The organism is Candidatus Nitrospira neuquenensis, from assembly GCF_979578155.1.
The window spans coordinates 27,015-48,901 of the sequence record NZ_CEFZDU010000003.1; the positions used below are offsets into that span (position 1 = coordinate 27,015).

Sequence of the window (21,887 nt, forward strand, 5' to 3'; positions counted from 1 at the left end):
CGGCACATGGGGAAGATCGGCAAGCGGATGCGGGAGGCGTTGGCCCAGGTGGAGCCGAGGGTCTACGGTCTGAAGGAGGCCGTCGACATGGTGAAACGCCTGGCGCCGGTCAAATTCGACGAATCGGTGGACCTCGCCCTGCGGCTCGGCGTGGACCCCAAGCGGGCGGACCAGATGGTGCGGGGCACGACGGTGCTGCCCCACGGAACCGGCAAAAAGGTGCGCGTGCTCGTCTTCGCCAAGGGCGAGAAGGAGCAGGAAGCGCGCGAGGCCGGGGCGGACTACGTCGGCGCCGACGACCTGATCGAGAAGATCAAGGGCGGCTGGATGGACTTCGACCAGGCGGTCGCGACGCCCGACCTCATGGGCTCGGTCGGCAAGCTCGGCAAGATCCTGGGACCGCGCGGGCTGATGCCCAACCCCAAGACCGGCACGGTTACGTTCGAGGTGGGGAAGGCGGTCGCCGAGACCCGGAAGGGCAAGGTCGAGTACAAGGTCGAGAAGGCTGGCATCATCCAGGTGCCGATCGGGAAGCGGTCGTTCGAGGCCCCGCAGTTGCTGGCGAACGCGCAGGCGATCCTGGAGTCGGTGCTGAAGGCCCGGCCGGCCTCCTGCAAGGGCAAGTACCTGCGGAGTGCCACGATCTCGAGCACGATGGGGCCCGGCATCCGGCTGGACACGGTCGCGATCACGAAGCAGTGGAGCTGACGAGGCCGAAGGGCGAGGAGAGCGTATGAAGAAGGAAGAGAAAGCGTCGGCGGTGGCGGTGCTGCACGAGAAGTTCGCGCGGGCGCGGCTGGCCGTGATGGCCGAGTGCAGCGGGCTGCCGGTGAACCAGGTCACGGAGCTCCGCAAGCAGCTGCGCGGCGCGAAGGCGGAATTTCGGGTGGTGAAGAATACGATGGCCGTCCGCGCGGTCGAGGGCACGGCGTTGGCGGCGGCCAAGCCCTACTTCAAGGGCCCCCTGGCGGTCGTGATCGGCTACGACGATCCGGTGCTGCCCGCGAAGATCCTGCGCGACTTCATCAAGGCCGAGAAGCGCGAGGAGAAGATCCGGATCATGGGCGGCGTCCTGGAGGGCAAGGTGCTTGCGGCGCCACAGGTGGTCGCCGTGGCGTCGCTGCCGACCCGGGACGCGCTGCTCTCGATGCTGCTGTCGGCCATGCAGGGGCCGCTGCGCGGGCTGGTGTTCGCGCTGAGCGGGATGTTGCGGGAATTGGTGGGAGTCATTCAGGCCATTCAGGACAAGAAGAAAGGAGAGGGGGACATGCCGACGAGCGAGAGCAAGCTGTCGAAGGAAGAGTTCATCAAGGCAATCGAGAGCATGAGCGTCCTGGAGCTGTCCGAGCTCGTGAAGGGCCTCGAGGACCGCTTCGGGGTGACCGCGGCGGCGCCGGTGGCCGTGGCGGCGGCTCCGGCCGGCGGCGCGGCGGCGGCCCCGGCGGAGGAGAAGACGTCCTTCGACGTGATCCTCGCCAGCGCGGCGGCGGACAAGAAGATCCAGGTCATCAAGGTCGTGCGCGAGATCACCAGCCTGGGCCTCAAGGAGGCGAAGGACCTGGTCGAGGGTGCGCCGAAGCCGGTGAAGACGGGCGTCGCCAAAGAAGAAGCGGACTCGATCAAAAAGAAGCTCGAAGAGGCTGGCGCCAAGATCGAGGTCAAGTAGGAAGCCGGAGGACGGTCACGCCGGCGGTCCCCCGCCGGCGACGCCTGACGATTCACCGTGGAGGACAACGGCATGTCGGAACCGACAGTCAATGGGACGATCGAGCGCAAGGATTTTTCCAAGATTCGCGCCAACATCGACATCCCAGACTTGATCGAAATCCAGAAGCGCTCCTACGAGCAGTTTTTGCAGATGGAGGTCGAGCCGGAACGTCGGGAAGACAGGGGGTTGCAGGCCGCGCTGACCAGCGTGTTCCCCATCGCCGATTACAACAACACCGCCGTCCTGGAGTTCTCCAGCTACTCGCTCGGGACGCCCAAATACGACGTGCGGGAATGCCTGGAGCAGGGGATGACCTACGCGGTCCCGCTGAAGGTCCGCGTGCGGCTGGTCGTCTTCGACAAGGAGGACAAGGGGCCGAAGAAGCCGGTCCTCGACGTGCGCGAGCAGGAAGTCTACGTGGGCGAGCTGCCGCTGATGACGGAACGGGGGACGTTCATCATCAACGGCACGGAGCGCGTGGTGGTCAGCCAGCTCCACCGCTCGCCCGGCGCCTCCTTCACGCACGACAAGGGGCGGACCCACGCCAGCGGGAAGGTGCTCTATTCCGCCCGCATCATCCCCTACCGGGGCTCCTGGCTGGACTTCGAGTTCGACGCACGCGACATCCTCTACGTGCGCATCGATCGCCGCCGCAAGATGCCGGCGACGATCCTGCTGAAGGCCTTCGGGTACTCCTCGGACGACCTCCTGAAGCTGTACTACCCCGTCGAGGAGATCCGGGTGTCCAAGGGCAAGCTCCTCCGCAAGCTGGACCCCGAGATCCACCACGGCCTCAAGTCCTCCATCGAGGTCACGCAGAAGGGGAGCCGCGAGCCGATCGTCCGGGAGGGGGCCAAGCTGACCAGGACCGTCATCGCGCGCCTGCGCGCCGAGGGCGTGAAGGAGGTTCCCGTCAACCCCGCGGAGCTCGTCGGGCGCGCCGTGCTGACCGAGCTGGTGGATCCGGCGACCAAGGAGAAGATCCTCGACAAGAACCAGCGGCTCACCCAGGCGGCGGTCGAGCGGATCCTGGCGAGCGACGTCGAGAGCTTCAAGGTCATCTACCTCGACAGCACGACGGCCACCCCGGTGATCCTCGACACGCTGGAGATGGAGCGGACGGGGTCGAAGGAGGAGGCGATGGTCGAGATCTACAAGCGCCTCCGTCCCGGCGAGACGCCGTCCATCGAGACCGCCAAGGTGCTCTTCGACAACCTGTTCCACAGCGCGAAGCGGTACGACCTCTCGCCGGTCGGCCGGCTCAAGCTGAACACCAAGCTCGGCCTGGAGTTCCCGCTGGAGCAGCGGACGCTCACGCCCCAGGACATCGTCGAGGTCATCCGCTACCTGGTCAACCTGAAGATGGGCAAGGGTGAGATCGACGACATCGACCACCTGGGGAACCGCCGCGTCCGGTCCGTCGGCGAGCTGCTGGAGAACCAGTTCCGGCTCGGTCTGGTCCGAATGGAGCGGAGCATCAAGGAGCGGATGAACCTGCTGGACATGGAGACGGTCCTGCCGCACGACCTGATCAACGCCAAGCCGGTCGTGGCGGCGATCAAGGAGTTCTTCAGCAGCAGCCAGCTCTCCCAGTTCATGGACCAGACGAACCCGCTGGCGGAGATCACGCACAAGCGGCGCCTGTCCGCGCTGGGCCCCGGCGGGCTGACGCGCGAGCGGGCGGGGTTCGAGGTGCGCGACGTGCACCCCTCCCACTACAGCCGCATCTGCCCGATCGAGACGCCGGAAGGGCCGAACATCGGGCTGATCACCTCGCTCGCCACCTACGCGCGGATCAACGAGTTCGGCTTCATCGAGGCGCCGTACCGCAGGGTCCGCAAGGGGCGGGTCACGGACGAGATCGAATACCTCTCGGCGATCGAAGGCGAGCGGCACTACATCGCCCAGGCGAACACGAAGATGGACGCCTCGGGGCGCATCGTGTCCGAGACGGTCTCCGCGCGGTACGGCGGGGACTTTGTGACGACGACGCCCGACAAGATCGAGTACATGGACGTGTCGCCCAAGCAGGTCGTGAGCGTCGCGACGGCGCTGGTGCCCTTCCTGGAGCACGACGACGCCAACCGCGCCCTGATGGGCTCCAACATGCAGCGGCAGGCGGTGCCCCTGATCCGGACGGACGCGCCGCTGGTCGGCACCGGCATGGAGGCGGTGGTCGCCCGCGACTCCGGCTATGTCGTCCTGGCCCGGCGCGGCGGCGTCGTCGAGAGCGTGGACGCGACGCGCATCGTCGTCCGGGCGGACCCCAGGAAGCGCGAGGAGGGGTCGCGGAAGAGCGACGCGATGCTGGACGTCTACGAAATGGTCAAGTTCCAGCGGTCCAACCAGAACACCTGCATCACCCAGACCCCGATCGTCCGGGTCGGCCAGCCGGTGAAGAAGGGGCAGGTGCTGGCCGACGGCCCGGCCATCGACAGGGGCGAGCTGGCGCTCGGGCGCAACGTGCTGGTCGCTTTCATGCCCTGGGGCGGATACAACTTCGAGGACGCGATCCTGCTCAGCGAGCGCCTCGTCCGCGAGGACGTCTTTACCTCCATCCACATCGAGGAGTTCGAGGTCGAGGCGCGGGATACCAAGCTGGGCAAAGAAGAAATCACCCGCGACATCCCGAACCTCGGCGAGGAGGCGCTCAGGAACCTCGACGAGAGCGGCATCATCCGCATCGGCGCCGAGGTGAAGCCGGGGGACATCCTGGTGGGCAAGGTCACGCCCAAGGGGGAGACCCAGCTCACGCCGGAGGAGAAGCTGCTCCGCGCCATCTTCGGCGAGAAAGCGGGCGACGTGAAGGACACCTCCCTGACGGTCCCCCCGGGCGTGGAGGGGATCGTGGTGGACGTGAAGATCTTCTCCCGCAAGGGGCTCGACAAGGACGAGCGGTCCCGCACGATCGAGAGCGAGGACGTGCTCAAGCTCCAGCGGGACCATCAGGATGAGCTGCGGATCATCGAAGAGGAGAAGAACAAGAAGATCCGCAAACTGCTCCTCGGCAAGGTGGTCGGGCGCGACCTCATGGACCCGGAGTCCGGCGAGGTCATCCTCAAGAAGAAGGGCAAGCTGACGGCGGAGATCCTCAAGCGGCTGTCGGACGAGAACGTCCGGCACATCATCCTGAGCGATCCCGACGAGCAGAAGGCGCTGGAGGAGCTCGAGCGCCAGGCCAAGGAGCAGATTGAAATCCTGCAGACGCTCTACGACGAGAAGGTCGGACGGCTGAGGCGGGGGTACGAGCTGCCGCCCGGGGTGATCAAGCTCGTCAAGGTCTACATCGCGATGAAGCGGAAGATCTCGGTCGGCGACAAGATGGCCGGTCGGCACGGGAACAAGGGCGTCGTCTCGCGCATCTTGCCGGAGGAGGACATGCCGTACCTGCCGGACGGGACGCCGGTCGAGATCGTGCTGAACCCGCTCGGGGTGCCCTCGCGCATGAACGTCGGCCAGATCCTGGAGACCCACCTGGGGTGGGCGGCCAAGGCGCTCGGGATCCACGTCGCGAGCCCCGTGTTCGACGGCGCCTCGGAGAAGGAGATCAAAGACCTGCTCAAGAAGGCGAAGCTGCCGTCGAGCGGGCAGACGACGCTCTTCGACGGGCGGACCGGTGATCCCTTCGGTAGCCCCGTCACGGTCGGGTATATGTACATGCTGAAACTGCACCATCTGGTGGACGACAAGATCCACGCGCGGTCCATCGGGCCCTATTCGCTCGTCACGCAGCAGCCGCTGGGCGGCAAGGCTCAGTTCGGCGGCCAGCGTCTGGGCGAGATGGAGGTGTGGGCGCTGCAGGCGTACGGCGCCGCCTCCACCCTGCAGGAGTTCCTGACGGTGAAATCCGACGACGTGCCGGGCCGCTCCCGGATGTACGAGGCCATCGTCAAGGGCGAGCCGTTCTTGGAGCCGGGCCTGCCGGAGTCCTTCAACGTGCTCGTGAAGGAGCTGCAGAGCCTCGGGCTCGACGTGGAACTGATCAAGGCGAAGGACTGAACAGGCGGGCGGTTTTGAGTTCTCGGTTTTCAGTGTTCGGGTAACGCAACACTCGCCACTCAAAACTTCCGAGGAGGCTACATTGGAAGGCATTTACACCCTGTTCGAGAAGCCGCGCGATTCCGTGTCGTTCGATTCCATGCGGATTCGCATCGCTTCCCCCGAGAAGATCCGCTCGTGGTCCTACGGCGAGGTCAAGAAGCCGGAGACGATCAACTACCGGTCCTTCAAGCCGGAGAAGGACGGGCTGTTCTGCGCGAAGATCTTCGGGCCGATCAAGGACTGGGAGTGCAACTGCGGCAAGTACAAGCGGATGAAGCACCGCGGCATCGTCTGCGACAAGTGCGGGGTCGAGGTCATCCAGTCGAAGGTCCGCCGGGAGCGGATGGGACACATTGAGCTCGCCGCGCCGGTCGCGCACATCTGGTTCCTCAAGGGCGTGCCCAGCCGCATCGGCACGCTGCTGGACATGAGCCTCAAGTACCTGGAGAAAATCCTGTACTTCGAGAGCTACGTCGTCGTGGACCCCGGCGAGACGCCGTTGCGCGAGAAGGAGCTCCTCACGGAGGAGAAGCTCCGCAGCCTCCAGGATGAGCACGGGCTGGGCGCCTTCAAGGCCGGCATCGGCGCCGAGGCGATCCGTGAGCTCCTGCGCAAGATCGACATCACCCAGCTCTGGGACGAACTCCATGCCAAGGCGAAGGTGTCCACCTCGGCCGCGCTGAAGAAGAAGTACGCCAAGCGGCTGAAGGTCATCGAAGCCTTCCGCAAGTCCGGCAACAAGCCGGAGTGGATGATCATGGACGTGATTCCGGTGCTGCCGCCGGAGCTGCGCCCGCTCGTCCCGCTCGACGGCGGGCGGTTCGCCACGTCGGACCTCAACGACCTCTACCGGCGCGTCATCAATCGGAACAACCGACTCAAGCGCCTGATCGAGCTGAAGGCGCCGGGCGTCATCATCCGGAACGAGATGCGGATGCTCCAGGAGGCCGTGGATGCCCTGTTCGACAACGGCCGGCGCGGCCGGGCGATCCGCGGGCCGAACAAGCGGCCGCTCAAGTCCCTGAGCGACATGCTCAAGGGCAAGCAGGGCCGATTCCGCCAGAACCTTCTGGGCAAGCGCGTGGACTACTCGGGTCGGTCGGTGATCGTCGTCGGGCCCGAGCTGCGGCTGCATCAGTGCGGGCTGCCCAAGAAGATGGCGCTGGAGCTGTTCAAGCCGTTCATCTTCCACAAGCTGGAGGAGCGCGGCGCGGCCACCACGATCAAGAGCGCCAAGCGCCTGGTCGAGAAGGAGCGCCCGGAGGTGTGGGACGTGCTCGATGAGGTGATCCGGGAGCACCCCGTGCTCTTGAACCGCGCGCCCACGCTCCACCGGCTCGGCATCCAGGCCTTCGACCCCGTCCTCGTGGAGGGGAAGGCCATCCGCCTGCATCCGCTCGTGTGCGCGGCGTTCAACGCGGACTTCGACGGCGACCAGATGGCGGTCCACGTGCCGCTGTCCGTCGAGGCGCAGATCGAGGCCCGCGTGCTCATGATGTCCATCAACAACATCCTCTCGCCGGCCAACGGCAAGCCGATCGCCGTGCCCTCGCAGGACATGGTCCTGGGCTGCTACTGGCTGACCAAGGAGCGGCCGGGCGCGAAGGGCGAGGGCAAGGTCTTCGCCTCGCCGGAGGAGGTGCGGATCGCCTACGACGCGGGCGAGGTCGAGGAGCACGCCAAGATCAAGGTCCGGATCGACGGCGCGCTGATCGGGACCACGGTGGGGCGTGTGCTGCTGGGAGAGATTCTGCCTCCCTCGATCCCGTTCTCGCACGCCAACCAGCTCATGACCAAGAAGGAGATGACCCGGCTCATCGACACGGTGTACCGGCAGGCGGGCCACAAGGAGACGGTCGTGCTGCTGGACCGCATCAAGGACATCGGCTTCCACTACGCGACCAAGGCCGGCGTCTCCATCTGCATCGACAACATGCACATCCCGGCCAGGAAGGAAGAGCTGATCAGCCGCGCCCAGCGCGAGGTGAACGAGATCGAGAAGCAGTACGGCGAGGGCCTCATCACCAACGGCGAGCGGTACAACAAAGTGATCGACATCTGGGCCCACGTCACGGAGCAGGTCGCCAACGAGATGATGAAGGAACTCGGCACCGGCGGCGCGGAGAAGAGCCAGGGAGCGTTCAACCCCATCTTCATGATGGCGGACTCCGGGGCTCGCGGCAGCTCGCAGCAGATCCGCCAGCTCGGCGGCATGCGCGGTCTGATGGCGAAGCCGTCGGGCGAGATCATCGAGACGCCGATCACGGCCAACTTCCGCGAGGGCCTGACCGTGCTGCAGTACTTCATCTCGACGCACGGCGCCCGCAAGGGTCTGGCGGATACGGCGCTGAAGACGGCGAACTCCGGCTACCTGACGCGCCGCCTCGTGGACATCTCGCAGGACGTCATCGTCAGCGAGGACGACTGCGGCACGACCGACGGGATCGTGGTGACGGCCCTCGTGGAGGGCGGGGAGATCATCCAGCCGCTCGAGGACCGCATCCTGGGCCGGCTCGCGGGCGAGGACATCCGTGACCCCGTGACCGGCGAGATCATCGTCAAGGCCAACGAAGAGATCGATGAAGAACGGTCGAAGAGCATCGTCGAGGCCGGGGTGGACCGGGTGAAGATCCGGTCCGTGCTGACCTGCCAGTCCCGTCGCGGCGTCTGTCGCCGCTGCTACGGGCGCGACCTCGCCCGCGGCCGGCTGGTCGAGAAGGGCGAGCCCGTGGGCGTCATCGCGGCCCAGTCGATCGGCGAGCCGGGCACGCAGCTCACGATGCGGACCTTCCACATCGGCGGCACCGCGAGCAAGGTCGTCGAGCAGACGGTGCTCGAGGCCAAGCACGCCGGCGCGATGCGGTTCATGAGCTTCGACGCCAAGAAGAACGCCGACGTGCACAACGCGGCCATCGCCGTCCGGAACAAGGAAGGCGAGTGGGTCGTGATGAACCGCAACGCGAAGATCGCGATCTACGACGAGACCGGCCGCGAGCGGGAGAAGTACCCGGTCATGTACGGGGCGAAGATCAAGGTCAAGGACGGCGATCGGGTCGAGATCGGACAGAAGCTCGTGGAGTGGGACCCCTATTCGTTGTTGATCTTGACCGACGTCGGCGGGAAGGTGGCCTACGGCGACATCCTCGAAGGCGTCACGATGAAGGAGGAACTCGACGAGGTCACCGGCCTGTCGCGCAAGGTCGTGATCGAGCACGCGGGGGCGACGCTGCGCCCGCGCATCTCGATCAAGGACGAGGGGGGCAAGACGGCCAAGGTGTCCGGCGCGGCGGCCGTCGCGCGGTATCTGTTGCCGGTCGGCGCCCACATCCTGGTGGAGAAGGGCCAACTGGTCCATCCGGGCGACGTGCTGGCCAAGATCCCGCGCGAAACGACCAAGACCAAGGACATCACCGGGGGTCTGCCGCGCGTGGCCGAGCTGTTCGAGGCGCGCAAGCCCAAGGAGCACGCAGTCATCAGCGAGATCGACGGCGAGGTGTCCTACGCGGGCTTCGTCAAGGGCATGCGGAAAGTGCTGGTGGACAACAAGGTGGGGGACGTGAAGGAGTACTTCATCCCCAAGGGCAAGCACGTCAACGTGCACGAGGGCGACTGGGTGCGGGCGGGCGAGCCGCTGATGGACGGCTCCGCGAACCCCCACGACATCCTGGACGTCCTGGGGCCGAAGGAGCTTCAGAAGTATCTCGTGGACGAGGTGCAGGACGTGTACCGCCTGCAGGGCGTGTCCATCAACGACAAGCACATCGAGATCATCGTCCGGCAGATGCTCCGCAAGGTGCGCATCGAGGACCCGGGGGACACGGAATTCCTGCCGGGCAGCCAGGCCAACAAGTTCGTGTTCGAGGACGAGAACGAGCGGGTGCTGGCCAAGGGCGGCCGGCCGGCGATGGGCAAGCCGGTTCTGCTGGGCATCACCAAGGCGGCCCTCACGACGGACAGCTTCATCTCGGCCGCCTCCTTCCAGGAGACGACGCGCGTGCTGACCGAGGCCGCGATCAACGGCAAGGAAGACCCGCTGCTCGGCCTGAAGGAAAACGTGATCGTCGGTCGTTTGATCCCGGCGGGCACGGGCTTCGCGGAGTACCGCGACACGTTCGTGATCAGCGCGAAAAAGGAAGAACCGATCGTCGCGGTGGACAAGGGCCAACTCGCGGTTCAGCCGGACGCCGAGCCCAGCGAGAAGGCGGACGCGTTGGAAGGATGAAGCGGTCCTCTCTCGTCGTCTTGACAGGAGCGGGAAGGTCCACTATAATCCGCCGGCTTTGGGCAATGCGCCCGTCGTCGAACGGGTAGAGAGGGTGCAAAGAGAGCGATGCCAACGATCAACCAACTGGTGCGGCACGGTCGCCGGCAGGCCGTAGGGAAGACCAAGAGCCCCGCGCTCAAGCGCTGCCCGCAGAAGCGGGGCGTGTGCCTCAGAGTCTATACGTCGACGCCGAAGAAGCCGAACTCGGCGCTCCGGAAGGTCGCGCGCGTGCGGCTGACCAACGGGATCGAGGTCACTACGTATATCCCGGGAGAGGGGCACAACCTGCAGGAGCACTCGATCGTCCTGATTCGCGGCGGCCGTGTGAAGGACCTGCCGGGCGTGCGGTATCACATCGTGCGCGGATCGCTGGACGCCGTCGGGGTGGCCAACCGGAAACAGAGCCGGTCCAAGTACGGCGCCAAGCGTCCGAAGTAGCGTTCGTCGTCCAGTCAATCGTACGGGAGCACCATGCCACGAGGACACGTCGTCGGATTTCGCGAGGGCATCCCCGACCCCCGGTACCGGGACAAGACCGTCGGGAAGTTCATCAACGTCCTGATGTCGTGCGGCAAGAAGAGCACGGCTGAGCGGGTGTGCTATGGCGCCTTCGACCTGATTCAGCAGAAGACGGGCAACGACCCGTTGAAGGTCTTCAAGGCCGCCCTCGACAACGTCAAACCGGTGGTCGAGGTGAAGTCGCGCCGGGTCGGCGGGGCTTCCTATCAGGTGCCGGTGGAGATCCGGCCGGTTCGGCGGCAGGCGCTGGCCTTCCGCTGGATCGCCCTGTACGCCAAGTCCCGAGGCGGCAAGAGCATGCAGGAGAAGCTGGCCGGGGAGTTGCTGGACGCCGCGAACAACACGGGCGCGTCGGTCAAGAAGAAGGAAGATACGCATCGGATGGCGGAGGCGAACAAGGCCTTCGCGCACTATCGCTGGTAGCCTGGTCGTTCTTGTGCTGCAGTTGGGCCACGCTGCGGACTGACAGGCGGTCCTTGTTGCCGGCCTGGCCTGCGGAGTGGCGCTGCAGCATATTGTTTTTCTGGAGGGCTCGTTTTGGGCAGGTCGCATCCCCTCGATCGCACGCGGAACATCGGCATCATGGCCCATATTGATGCCGGGAAGACCACGACCACCGAGCGGATCCTCTACTACACGGGGGTCTCCCATCGGATGGGCGAGGTGCACGACGGCGCGGCCACGATGGATTGGATGGAACAGGAGCGGGAGCGCGGCATCACCATCACGGCCGCCGCGACCACCTGTTTCTGGAAGGACCACCGGATCAACATCATCGACACGCCGGGCCACGTGGACTTCACCATCGAGGTGGAGCGGTCCCTGCGCGTGCTGGACGGCGCGGTCGCGGTGTTCGACTCCGTGCAGGGGGTGGAGCCTCAGTCCGAGACGGTCTGGCGGCAGGCGGACAAGTACCGCGTCCCGCGCATCGCGTTCATGAACAAGATGGACCGGATCGGCGCTGACTTCTACGCCGGCGTTCAGTCGATGGTGGACCGGCTCGGCGCCGTGCCGGTTCCGATCCAGCTTCCGATCGGGCGTGAGGCCGAGTTCCGCGGCTCCGTGGACCTCGTCCGGATGAAAGCCTACTACTACGACGATGAGACTCTCGGCGCCAAGTACGAGGTTCGCGACATCCCGGCCGACCTGCTCGATCTTGCCGGGGAGTACCGCGAGAAGATGATCGAGGCCTCGGCGGAGCACGACGAGCGGACCCTCGAGAAGTACTTAAACGGCGAGCCGCTGACGGAGGAGGAGATCATGCGCGCCCTCCGCGCCGGGACGATCGCCATGAAGATCACCCCCGTCATCTGCGGCTCCGCCTTCAAGAACAAGGGCGTGCAGCAGCTCCTGGACGCGGTGGTGGACTACCTGCCCTCGCCGCTGGACATCCCGCCGGTGGTCGGGGTGGATATGGTTACGGGCAAGGAGGTCAAGAGAGCCGCGAGCGACGATGAACCCTTCGCCGCGCTGGCGTTCAAGATCATGACGGATCCCTTCGCGGGGCAGTTGACCTATTTCCGCGTCTACTCCGGCACCCTGACGACGGGCAGCTACGTCTACAACGCCACCAAGGGCGCCAAGGAGCGGATCGGCCGGTTGCTCAAGATGCACGCGAACAAGCGCGAGGAAATCGACGTCGTCTACGCGGGCGACATCGCCGCCGCGGTCGGCCTCAGGGGGACCACCACCGGCGACACGCTCTGCGACGAGAAGAAGGCGGTGTTGCTCGAGGTCATGAAGTTCCCCGAGCCGGTCATCGCCATGGCGATCGAGCCCAAAACCAAGCAGGATCAGGAGAAGCTCGGCTTTTCCCTCCAGAAGCTCGCGCAGGAAGATCCCTCCTTCCGGGTGCGTAACGACGAGGAAACGGGGCAGACCATCATCGCGGGCATGGGCGAGCTGCACTTGGAGATCATCGTGGACCGTCTGCTGCGCGAGTTCAAAGTGGAGGCGAACGTCGGGAAGCCCGAGGTGGCCTACCGCGAGACGATCCGCGCCAAGGGCAAGGCCGAGTCCAAGTACATCAAGCAGACCGGCGGGCGCGGCCAGTACGGCCACGTGGTGCTGGAGGTCGAGCCGCTCGCGGGATCGGAGGCGGGCTTCGAGTTCGTGAACAAGATCGTCGGCGGTGCGATTCCCCGTGAATATATCCCGGCGATCGAAAAGGGCGTGAAGGAGCGGATGGAGGCCGGCGTGCTCGCCGGCTATCCGGTGCGGGACGTCCGCGTCACGGTCCTCGACGGCTCCTACCACGAAGTGGACTCCAACGAGATGGCCTTTAAGATCGCCGGCTCCATGGCGTTCCAGGACGCCTGTAAGAAGGCGGACCCGGTCCTCCTGGAGCCCATCATGAAGGTCGAGGTGTTGGTCCCCCAGGAATACATGGGCGACGTCATCGGCAACCTCAACAGCCGACGCGGGAAGATCCAGGGCATGAAGGTGCGGGCGGGTTCCCAGGCCGTCGAGGCCGCGGTGCCGCTCGCGGAGATGTTCGGGTACGCCACCGATCTGCGCTCGCGCACCCAGGGGCGTGCGACGTACAGCATGGAGTTCGACCGCTACGAGCCGGTCCCGAAGCAGATCGCTGAACAGATCATCGCCAAGAATCGAGGCGAGTGAGTGAAGGAGGATCGATATGGCGAAGGCGAAGTTTGAGCGGCGCAAGCCGCACGTGAACATCGGGACGATCGGGCACGTGGACCACGGGAAGACGACGCTGACGAGCGCGCTGACGAAGGTGTGCAGCGAGCGGGGGATGGCGAAGTTCGTCAGCTACGACGAGGTGGCGAAGGCGTCGGAGAGCCAGGGGCGGCGGGACCCGACGAAGATTCTGACGATCGCGATCAGCCACGTGGAGTACGAGACGGAGGCGCGGCACTACGCGCACGTGGACTGTCCGGGGCACGCGGACTACGTCAAGAACATGATCACCGGGGCGGCGCAGATGGACGGGGCGATCCTGGTGGTGAGCGCGGCGGACGGGCCGATGCCGCAGACGCGGGAGCACATCCTGCTGGCGCGGCAGGTGGGGGTGCCGTACATCGTGGTGTTTTTGAACAAGGCGGACAAGGTCGACGACAAGGAGCTGTTGGACCTGGTGGAGCTGGAGGTGCGGGAGCTGTTGACCAAGTACGAGTTTCCGGGGGACAAGACGCCGATCATCCAGGGGTCGGCCATCAAGGCGATGGAGGGGGACCAGTCGCCGATCGGGGTGCCGGCGATTCTGAAGCTGCTGGAGGCCATCGACACGTACATTCCGACGCCGGCGCGGCCGATCGACAAGCCGTTTTTGATGCCGATCGAGGATGTCTTCACGATCAGCGGGCGGGGGACGGTGGTGACGGGGCGGTGCGAGCGGGGCGTGGTGAAGGTGGGGGACGAGGTGGAGATCGTGGGGTTGCGGCCGACGCAGACCACGGTGGTGACGGGCGTGGAGATGTTCCGCAAGGTGCTGGACGAGGGGCAGGCGGGGGACAACATCGGGGTGCTGCTGCGGGGGACGAAGAAGGACGAGGTGGAGCGGGGGATGGTGCTGGCCAAGCCCAAGAGCATCACGCCGCACACGAAGTTCAAGGCGGAGATTTACGTGCTGACGAAGGAGGAGGGGGGGCGGCACACGCCGTTCTTCAACGGGTACCGGCCGCAGTTCTACTTCCGGACGACGGACGTGACGGGGGTGATGCAGTTGCCGGCGGGGGTGGAGATGGTGATGCCGGGGGACAACGTGAGCGTGACGGCGGAGCTGATCGCGCCGATCGCGATGGATCAGGGGCTGCGGTTCGCGGTGCGCGAGGGCGGGCGCACGGTGGGCTCCGGCGTGGTGACGGAAATCGTGGCGTAACGAGGAGCCGGCCGCCTCGGCCGTCTGGCTGAGCGCGTCGGGCTGGGAGTGTGAACGTGGTGAAGGTCGATCAGCGCATCAGGATCAGGCTCAAGGGGTTCGACTACCGGGTGCTGGACCAGTCGGTGGCGGAGATCGTCGAAACGGTCCGCCGCAGCGGGGCCAAGGTCGCCGGCCCCATTCCGCTCCCGACTCGGATCGAGAAGTTCACCGTGCAGCGCTCGACGCACGTGGACAAAAAGTCGCGGGAGCAGTTCGAGATCCGCACCCACAAGCGGCTGCTCGATATCATGGAGCCGACCCCCGAGACGATGGATGCCTTGATGAAGCTGAACTTGGCGGCCGGCGTGGACGTGGAAATCAAACTCTGAGCATACGATGACGAACGGACTGTTGGGGAAGAAGCTGGGGATGACCCAGGTCTACGACGGGGAGGGGCGCCTGACGCCGGTCACGGTGATCGAGGCCGGGCCATGCCGCGTGTCGCAGGTGAAGACCCGCGAGCGCGACGGGTATGAGGCCGTCCAGCTCGCCTGGGGCGAGACGAAGGAGCGGCGCGTGACCAGGGCCGTCCTCGGGCACCTGAAGGCGGCCCAGGTCCCTCCGAGCCGGCGGATGAAGGAATTCAAGAAGCTGGGCGAGGTCCAGGTCGGACAGGTCGTCAAGGCCGACCTCTTCCGGCCCGGCGAGCTCGTGGATGTCGAAGGGATCTCCAAGGGCAAGGGTTTTCAAGGGGTCATCAAGCGCCACCACTACAACGGCGGTCCCGAGACCCATGGCTCGATGTTCCATCGGGCCCCGGGGTCGATCGGGAGCAGCGCCTACCCGTCGCGGGTGTGGAAGAACAAGACCCTCCCCGGGCACATGGGAAGCGAGCGCGTCACGGTGCAGGGCCTGACCGTGGTCGAGGCGCGGCCGGAGGAGAACCTTCTGTTCATCAGCGGCGCGGTGCCGGGGCCGACGGGCGGCGCGGTGATCGTGCGGAAGTCGAAGAAGGGCTAGCGTATGCCGAGCGTGCAAGTCATCGACGTTCACGGACAGAAGGTGGGCTCGGTCGAGCTGCAGGAAGCCGTGTTCGGCGTGCCGCCGGCCGCCGGACTGGTGCACGAGGCCGTTGTGATGCAGCGGGCCTGCGAGCGCCAGGGCACGGCCGCGACGCGTACCCGCGGCGAGGTCAGCGGGTCCGGCAAAAAGCCCTGGAAGCAGAAACATACCGGGCGGGCGCGAGCCGGGTCCATCCGCTCGCCGCTCTGGCGGCACGGCGGCACCGTGTTCGGGCCCCAGCCGCGCCGCTACGCCTACGCCATTCCCAAGAAAAAGTACCGGGCGGCGCTCCAGGGCGCGCTCTCGGCCAGGCTGGCGGACGGCGGGATCGTGGTCGTGTCCGACCTCCCGCTGCCGGAGCCCAAGACCCGCCTGCTCGCCAAGACCCTGGCGCAGCTCGGGGTCAAGGGCGACGCGCTGATCGTCGGGGCTGGCAGCCGCGTGGAGCTCGAGCGGGCCGCGCGGAACCTGGCGGGCGTGAAGGTGGTCGCCCCCGAGGGGTTGAACGTCTACGACGTGCTGCGGTACCCGACGATCGTCATCCCCGAGCGCGAGCTGGCGCGCGTGCAGGAGGTCTGGTCATGAAACGGGAGCCCTACGACGTGCTGATCCAGCCTCTGCTGACCGAGAAGATCACCGCGATGCGGGAGACGCACAACAAGGTGGGCGTGCTCGTGCACCGGGACGCGAACCGGGTCCAGATCAAGCAAGCCGTCGAGGCCGCCCTCAAGGTGCGGGTCGAGCGGGTCAACGTGATGAACGTCATGGGCAAGACGAAGCGTCTGGGGCGGTTTTCCGGCAAGCGGCCCGACTGGAAGAAGGCGATCGTGACCCTGAAGGCCGGCGAGAAGCTGGAGCTGTACGAGAGCGTGTAGGGAGCGCCCGGGTGGTCCGGCGGGCCGCCCGAGGCATCGAGGAGACGCATGGCCCTGAAACAATACAGACCGACCTCGCCGGGCCGTCGCGCCATGACGGTGCTGGTCGACCCGGACCTGAGCGCGAAGGCTCCGGAGAAGCGACTCACCAAGTTCCACCCGCGATCCGGTGGACGGAACAACGACGGCCGCATGACCATCCGCTTCCGCGGGGGCGGCCACAAGCGGCTCTACCGCACGGTCGATTTCAAGCGGGACAAGGTGGGCGTGCCCGCCCGCGTCGCCGCCATTGAGTATGACCCCAACCGCTCGGCGAGGATCGCCCTGCTGCACTATGCCGACGGGGACAAGCGGTACATCCTCGCGCCGGTCGGCCTGGCGGTCAACGACACCGTCCAGGCCGGTCCCGCCGCCGACGTCAGGCCGGGGAATGCGCTGCCCTTGGCGAACATGCCGCTCGGGACGACGATCCACAACATCGAGCTCAAGCCGGGCAAGGGCGGACAGCTCATCAGGAGCGCGGGGGGCTTCGCCCAGGTGATGGGCCGGGATGGCGGGTACGTGCAGGTCCGGCTGAAGTCGGGAGAGATGCGGCGGATCCTCGGCGCGTGCATGGCCACGGTCGGCCAGGTCGGCAACCTGGACCACGAGAACGTGTCGATCGGGAAGGCCGGGCGGTCGAGGTGGCGGGGCAAGCGTCCCCACGTGCGCGGCGTCGTGATGAATCCGGTCGACCATCCGCACGGCGGCGGAGAGGGCAAGTCCGGCCAAGGCAACCCCCATCCCGTGTCGCCCTGGGGGCTGCCCACCAAGGGCTACAAGACGCGCAAGAACAAGGCGACGGACAAGTTCATCATCGCCCGACGCAAGAAGGGCAAGCGATAGTCGGCGGCTGAGGAGCACCCTATGCCCAGGTCAGTGAGCAAGGGCGCGTTCGTTGACGCCCACCTCATCAAGAAGGTGGAGCAGATGAACGCGGCCAACGAGCGGAAGATCATCAAGACGTGGTCGCGCCGCTCCACCGTGGTGCCGGACATGATCGGCCATACCTTCGCGGTGCACAACGGCAAGAAATTCATCCCCGTGTTCGTCACCGAAAACATGGTCGGCCACAAGCTGGGCGAGTTCGCGCCGACCCGGCTGTTCAAGGGACATGGGGCCGCCAAGACCGAGAAGGCCGTCGCCCTGAAATAAGAGCCGTGAGGCGTCGTTCGCGGAGCGCGGGTGGCTTCGAGTCCGTGCGGGACGCTTTGCGAGGCACGAGGGACGAGAATGGCAGAGGCAAAGGCGATTCTACGATACGTGCGGATCGCGCCCAGGAAGGCGCGCGCGGTGGTCGAGTTGATCCGCGGGCGGCAGGTGCCGCAGGCGCTGTCCGTGCTGCGGTACACGCCCCGCGCGGCGGCCAAGGTCGTCGAAAAGGTGCTGCGGTCGGCGGTGGCGAACGCCGAGCAGAAGGAGCTGGGGGACGCCGACTCCATGGTGGTCGCCAGGGCCTACGTCGACGGCGGCCCCGTGCACAAGCGTTTCCGCGCGCGGTCCATGGGCCGGGCCAACGCCGTGCACAAGCGGACGAGCCATATCACGGTGGTCGTGGCCGCGGCCTCCGAGCGCGCCAGGCCGGCGCGCGGGTAGGAAGAAGAGAACCGGCAACGAACGGCAGGGAGCCTATGGGACAGAAGACGAATCCGATCGGGTTTCGGCTCGGGTACAACCGCACGTGGAGCTCGCGTTGGTACGCGCGAAAGGACTTCGTGAAGCTCCTCCACGAGGACATCAAGATCCGGCGGATGGTGAAGCAAAAGCTCTACCACGCGGGGGTGTCCCGCGTGGAGATCGAGCGCTCGGGCGACCAGACCCGTGTCATCATCCATACGGCCAGGCCGGGGATCATCATCGGGCGGAAGGGCGCCGAGGTGGATAAGCTCAAGGCTCAGCTCGAGAAGCAGTACGGCAACACCGTCTACATCACCGTCAAGGAGATCAAAAAGCCCGAGCTCGACGCCCAGCTTGTGAGCGAGAACATCGCGGTCCAGCTCGAGAAACGCGTGGCCTTCCGGCGCGCGATGAAGCGGAGCGTCGCGGCCGCCCTCCGGCTCGGCGCGCAGGGGATCCGGATCAACTGCGCGGGGCGGCTGGGCGGGGCGGAAATCGCCCGCACGGAGTGGTATCGGGAGGGGCGCGTCCCGCTCCACACGCTGCGCGCGGACATCGATTTCGGGTTCGCCGAGGCCCACACCACGATGGGACAGATCGGGGTGAAAACCTGGATCTACAAGGGCGAGCATCTGCCCGAGCAGGGTCAGAAGGCTGAGGGCGTGTTTGACCGCAAGTAGCCCGGCGCGTTCAGAGGATCGGCGAGGAGAGCAGCCGTGTTAGCACCGAAGAAGGTCAAGTTCCGGAAGATGCAGAAGGGGCGGATGAACGGGAAGGCCTATCGGGGGAGCCAGGTGACCCTCGGCGAGTTCGGCCTGAAGGCGCTGGAGCCGGGGTGGGTCACGAGCCGCCAGATCGAGGCCGCCCGTATCGCCATCACCCGGCACGTCAAGCGCGGTGGTCAGGTGTGGACGCGCATCTTCCCCGACAAGCCCATCACCAAGAAGCCGGCTGAAACCCGAATGGGGAAGGGGAAGGGGAACCCCGAGTATTGGGTGGCGGTCGTCAAGCCCGGGCGGATTCTTTACGAGATGGACGGAGTGACGCCCGAGGTGGCCAAAGAGGCCCTGCGGCTGGCCGCTCACAAGCTGCCGGTTGCGACGAAGTTCGTGACGCGCGGCGCGATCTGACGTGACGGCGGGGAACGACGCCCGAGGAGCACGGTCATGGACCTGAAGGACATGAGGAACGCCGAGCCGGTCGAGCTAAAGGAACGGGAGCGGCAGCTCAAGCAGGAGCTCTTCAACCTGCGGTTCCAGCTGGCGACGGGGCGGATCGAGAATCCGATGCGGATCCGTCAGGCGAGGCGCGAGTTGGCCCGTCTGAAGACGGTCCTGCGCGAGCGCCGGTCGAACCCGGCGGCGGCCGCCGGACCACAACAGTAGGGGATGTACGGCATGAGCGGGAGCGAGAACCGTCGGCGGACCTGGGTGGGCAACGTCGTCAGCAACAAGATGAACAAGACGGTGGTGGTGGCCATCGAACGGTTCGTGCCCCATCCCGTGTACCGCAAGATCATGCGACGGGTGACCAGGCTGAAGGCGCACGACGAGCAGAACGCCTGTCAGGTCGGCGACCGGGTCAAGCTCATCGAAACCCGTCCGATCAGCAGGGAGAAGCGCTGGCGGGTCGTCGAGATCGTGCGGCGGGGGCCGGCGGAGGCGGGAGCGAGCCCTCGACCCTAGGCGATCGCCCCGAGGGGTCCGTCACGTCCGCTGAACACGGGAGCCTCTGGAAGGAACGACCATGATTCAGAACTACACGTACATGGATGTCGCCGACAACTCCGGCGCGAAGCAGGTGATGTGCTTCCACGTGCTGGGAGGCTCCAAGCGCCGGTACGGGTCCCTCGGCGACGTGGTGGTCGTCGCCGTGAAGGAAGCGATTCCCCAGGCCACGGTCAAGAAGGGGGACGTCAGCAAGGCGGTGATCGTGCGGACCACCAAGGGCGTCCGCCGTGAGGACGGCTCATACATCAAGTTCGACCGCAACGCCTGCGTGCTGATCAACGCCCAGCGGGAGCCGATCGGGACTCGGATCTTCGGGCCCGTCGCCCGGGAGCTGCGCTGGAAGAAATTCATGAAGATCATTTCGTTGGCCCCAGAGGTTCTGTAGGGCCGTCGGAGGAATCGACCGTGGAGGCGTTGGCGAAGACCAAGATCAAGAAGGGCGACACCGTCATGGTGATCGCCGGCCGGGAGCGGGGCAAGACCGGCAAGGTGTTGTCGCTGGACCTGGAACGGGGCAAGGTGGTGGTCGAGAAGTTGAACATCATCAAGCGCCACACCAAGCCCAACCAGAAGAACCGGCAGGGCGGCATCCTGGAGCGCGAGGCGCCGGTGGCGCTGTCCAACGTTCTGCTCTACTGCGCGAACTGCCAGAAGCCCGTGCGGGTCGGTATCAAGCTGACCGACGACGGCCGGCGGCTTCGGGTCTGCAAGAAGTGCCGGGACACCGTCGAGAAGGCCTGAGGAGCGGAGATGGCGAAGGCTGAGAAGGGCACCGAGAAGAAAACGGCCGGGAAGAAGGAGGCGGGCGCCGTCAAGGAGGCTCCCCGGAAGGCGGCGGAGGGCGAGAACGGCGCGCACGCGGTCCCCCGCCTGAAGGAACTGTATCGCAACCAGGTCGTACCGGCCCTGATGAAAGAGTTCGGTTATCGTAACCCGATGCAGGTGCCGCGCCTCGACCGGATCGTGCTGAACGTCGGCATGGGGGAAGCGATCCAGAACGTGAAATTGCTGGAGAGCGCGGTCGCCGAGCTGGCGCTGATCTCCGGCCAGAAGCCGGTCGTGACCAAGGCGAAGAAGGCGATCGCCGGGTTCAAGCTCCGTGCGGGTATGCCCATCGGTGCGAAGGTCACGCTCCGGAGCGACCGCATGTTCGAGTTCCTGGACCGGCTGGTGAGCCTTGCTCTGCCCAGGATCAGGGACTTCCGCGGGGTGTCGCCCAAGGCCTTCGACGGACGCGGAAACTACACCCTCGGGCTCAAGGAACAGTTGATCTTCCCGGAAATCAAATACGACAGCGTCCAGTCCATTCACGGGATGGATATCACCATCGTGACGACAGCCAAGACCAACGATGAAGGGAAGGCGCTGCTCCGGCACCTGGGCATGCCGTTCAGGGCCTGATCGGGGCAGGAGGCGTCGCCCTGGCCGGGGCTCGACCGAGAAGGGGAGAAGACGAGTGTCACGTAAAGCGTTGCGGAACAAGGCGGCCAGCCAACAGAAGTTCAAGGCGCGGGCCTACAACCGCTGTCCGCTCTGCGGCCGCGTGCGGGGCTTCCTGCGCCGCTTTCGGATGTGCCGCATCTGTTTCCGGTTTCTGAGCCTCCGGGGCGAGATTCCCGGCGTCACGAAGGCGAGCTGGTAGGGAGCAGTCAGTCAGGGCGTGTCGGGCCGTCGGTCGCGGGACCGCCGCGGCTCTCGGCGATCCGACCGGATGCACCGGCGGCGCGCCGACCGGCTCGCAGCCGAGGGTCCGACACGAAGCGCGTCACACTCAGCATTGGATTGAAGACCATGGTCACCGACCCGATTGCCGATTTACTCGTCCGGATCCAAAACGCCTCGCGACGCGGACATGACGCTCTTCTGATGCCGGCCTCTCGGTTGAGGGCCGAGGTGCTCCGGGTGCTCAAGGCCGAGGGGTTCATCGCCGATTTCGAGCGGACCGACGCAAACGGCCACCCCGCCCTCCGCGTGCAGCTTCGCTATGTCGCCGAGGGGCAGCCGATGATCACGGGAATGAAGCGGGTGAGCAAGCCGGGGCGCCGGGTCTACGTGGGGCGGCGCGATATTCCGACGGTGCGCGGAGGCATGGGGATCGCGATTCTCTCCACCTCCAAGGGGGTCATGACCGACGAGGAGTCGAAGCGGGCCAGCCTCGGGGGGGAAGTGCTCTGTCAGGTCTGGTGAAGGCGGCGGACTGGCGATG

At 66.1% G+C, this 21,887-nt stretch carries 24 protein-coding genes and 1 pseudogene; all 25 read left to right on the forward strand.

All coding sequences use genetic code 11. The features are described from left to right. Positions 1–6 precede the first annotated feature (6 nt). The 25 genes and pseudogenes from rplA (at position 7) to rpsH (ending at position 21,868) form a co-directional block, all read left to right on the forward strand. Positions 7–708: a 50S ribosomal protein L1 gene (gene rplA, locus AC1U7O_RS01365; RefSeq protein ID WP_479892754.1), complete on the forward strand. Its 702-nt coding sequence runs from the start codon at positions 7–9 to the stop codon at positions 706–708. Between the two features lie 25 nt (positions 709–733). Next, positions 734–1,240, forward strand: a pseudogene (gene rplJ / locus AC1U7O_RS01370) (50S ribosomal protein L10); the annotation flags it as partial. A 48-nt stretch (positions 1,241–1,288) separates the two neighbouring features. After that, positions 1,289–1,666 carry a 50S ribosomal protein L7/L12 gene (gene rplL / locus AC1U7O_RS01375; RefSeq protein WP_479892881.1) on the forward strand — a complete coding sequence of 126 codons (378 nt, stop codon included), beginning with the start codon at positions 1,289–1,291 and terminating at the stop codon, positions 1,664–1,666. A gap of 72 nt (positions 1,667–1,738) precedes the next feature. Then, positions 1,739–5,707 (forward strand): DNA-directed RNA polymerase subunit beta, encoded by a 3,969-nt coding sequence (gene rpoB, locus AC1U7O_RS01380; protein WP_479892755.1) that lies wholly within the window; start codon positions 1,739–1,741, stop codon positions 5,705–5,707. An 82-nt stretch (positions 5,708–5,789) separates the two neighbouring features. Further along, on the forward strand, positions 5,790–9,971 hold the full coding sequence (rpoC, locus tag AC1U7O_RS01385; protein WP_479892756.1) for a DNA-directed RNA polymerase subunit beta': 4,182 nt from the start codon (positions 5,790–5,792) through the stop codon (positions 9,969–9,971). A 108-nt stretch (positions 9,972–10,079) separates the two neighbouring features. Next, positions 10,080–10,451 carry a 30S ribosomal protein S12 gene (gene rpsL, locus AC1U7O_RS01390; protein ID WP_479892757.1) on the forward strand — a complete coding sequence of 124 codons (372 nt, stop codon included), beginning with the start codon at positions 10,080–10,082 and terminating at the stop codon, positions 10,449–10,451. A gap of 33 nt (positions 10,452–10,484) precedes the next feature. Continuing rightward, positions 10,485–10,955, forward strand: coding sequence for a 30S ribosomal protein S7 (rpsG, locus tag AC1U7O_RS01395; protein ID WP_479892758.1), 471 nt, complete (start codon positions 10,485–10,487; stop codon positions 10,953–10,955). A gap of 114 nt (positions 10,956–11,069) precedes the next feature. After that, on the forward strand, positions 11,070–13,154 hold the full coding sequence (gene fusA / locus AC1U7O_RS01400; RefSeq protein ID WP_479892760.1) for an elongation factor G: 2,085 nt from the start codon (positions 11,070–11,072) through the stop codon (positions 13,152–13,154). Between the two features lie 16 nt (positions 13,155–13,170). Then, entirely contained in the window at positions 13,171–14,376 is a 1,206-nt protein-coding gene (tuf, locus tag AC1U7O_RS01405; protein WP_479892750.1) for an elongation factor Tu, read from the forward strand. Positions 14,377–14,435: 59 nt separating this feature from the next. Beyond that, positions 14,436–14,747 (forward strand): 30S ribosomal protein S10, encoded by a 312-nt coding sequence (rpsJ, locus tag AC1U7O_RS01410; RefSeq protein ID WP_479892882.1) that lies wholly within the window; start codon positions 14,436–14,438, stop codon positions 14,745–14,747. 7 nt (positions 14,748–14,754) lie between these two features. Continuing rightward, positions 14,755–15,378 (forward strand): 50S ribosomal protein L3, encoded by a 624-nt coding sequence (gene rplC, locus AC1U7O_RS01415; RefSeq protein ID WP_479892761.1) that lies wholly within the window; start codon positions 14,755–14,757, stop codon positions 15,376–15,378. A gap of 3 nt (positions 15,379–15,381) precedes the next feature. Then, on the forward strand, positions 15,382–16,005 hold the full coding sequence (gene rplD, locus AC1U7O_RS01420; protein ID WP_479892762.1) for a 50S ribosomal protein L4: 624 nt from the start codon (positions 15,382–15,384) through the stop codon (positions 16,003–16,005). Continuing rightward, positions 16,002–16,295, forward strand: a complete 294-nt coding sequence (locus AC1U7O_RS01425) for a 50S ribosomal protein L23 (protein WP_479892763.1) — start codon at positions 16,002–16,004, stop codon at positions 16,293–16,295. Before rplD ends, AC1U7O_RS01425 begins: the two co-directional genes overlap by 4 nt. Before the next feature lie 48 nt (positions 16,296–16,343). Beyond that, entirely contained in the window at positions 16,344–17,180 is an 837-nt protein-coding gene (gene rplB / locus AC1U7O_RS01430; protein WP_479892764.1) for a 50S ribosomal protein L2, read from the forward strand. 21 nt (positions 17,181–17,201) lie between these two features. Then, complete coding sequence (gene rpsS / locus AC1U7O_RS01435) at positions 17,202–17,489, forward strand: 30S ribosomal protein S19 (RefSeq protein WP_479892765.1); 288 nt, start codon at positions 17,202–17,204, stop codon at positions 17,487–17,489. A gap of 78 nt (positions 17,490–17,567) precedes the next feature. Next, complete coding sequence (gene rplV, locus AC1U7O_RS01440) at positions 17,568–17,930, forward strand: 50S ribosomal protein L22 (protein ID WP_479892766.1); 363 nt, start codon at positions 17,568–17,570, stop codon at positions 17,928–17,930. 35 nt (positions 17,931–17,965) lie between these two features. After that, entirely contained in the window at positions 17,966–18,631 is a 666-nt protein-coding gene (rpsC, locus tag AC1U7O_RS01445) for a 30S ribosomal protein S3 (protein WP_479892767.1), read from the forward strand. Positions 18,632–18,667: 36 nt separating this feature from the next. Beyond that, positions 18,668–19,081, forward strand: coding sequence for a 50S ribosomal protein L16 (rplP, locus tag AC1U7O_RS01450; protein ID WP_479892768.1), 414 nt, complete (start codon positions 18,668–18,670; stop codon positions 19,079–19,081). 36 nt (positions 19,082–19,117) lie between these two features. Continuing rightward, entirely contained in the window at positions 19,118–19,336 is a 219-nt protein-coding gene (gene rpmC, locus AC1U7O_RS01455; RefSeq protein WP_479892769.1) for a 50S ribosomal protein L29, read from the forward strand. Between the two features lie 12 nt (positions 19,337–19,348). Further along, positions 19,349–19,636 (forward strand): 30S ribosomal protein S17, encoded by a 288-nt coding sequence (gene rpsQ / locus AC1U7O_RS01460; protein WP_479892770.1) that lies wholly within the window; start codon positions 19,349–19,351, stop codon positions 19,634–19,636. Positions 19,637–19,697: 61 nt separating this feature from the next. Further along, positions 19,698–20,066 carry a 50S ribosomal protein L14 gene (rplN, locus tag AC1U7O_RS01465; RefSeq protein ID WP_479892771.1) on the forward strand — a complete coding sequence of 123 codons (369 nt, stop codon included), beginning with the start codon at positions 19,698–19,700 and terminating at the stop codon, positions 20,064–20,066. A gap of 20 nt (positions 20,067–20,086) precedes the next feature. Then, positions 20,087–20,422, forward strand: coding sequence for a 50S ribosomal protein L24 (gene rplX, locus AC1U7O_RS01470; protein WP_479892772.1), 336 nt, complete (start codon positions 20,087–20,089; stop codon positions 20,420–20,422). A 9-nt stretch (positions 20,423–20,431) separates the two neighbouring features. Next, entirely contained in the window at positions 20,432–21,082 is a 651-nt protein-coding gene (gene rplE, locus AC1U7O_RS01475) for a 50S ribosomal protein L5 (protein WP_479892773.1), read from the forward strand. Positions 21,083–21,137: 55 nt separating this feature from the next. Then, complete coding sequence (locus tag AC1U7O_RS01480) at positions 21,138–21,323, forward strand: type Z 30S ribosomal protein S14 (RefSeq protein WP_479892774.1); 186 nt, start codon at positions 21,138–21,140, stop codon at positions 21,321–21,323. A 149-nt stretch (positions 21,324–21,472) separates the two neighbouring features. Next, positions 21,473–21,868, forward strand: a complete 396-nt coding sequence (rpsH, locus tag AC1U7O_RS01485) for a 30S ribosomal protein S8 (RefSeq protein WP_479892775.1) — start codon at positions 21,473–21,475, stop codon at positions 21,866–21,868. Positions 21,869–21,887: the final 19 nt, after the last annotated feature.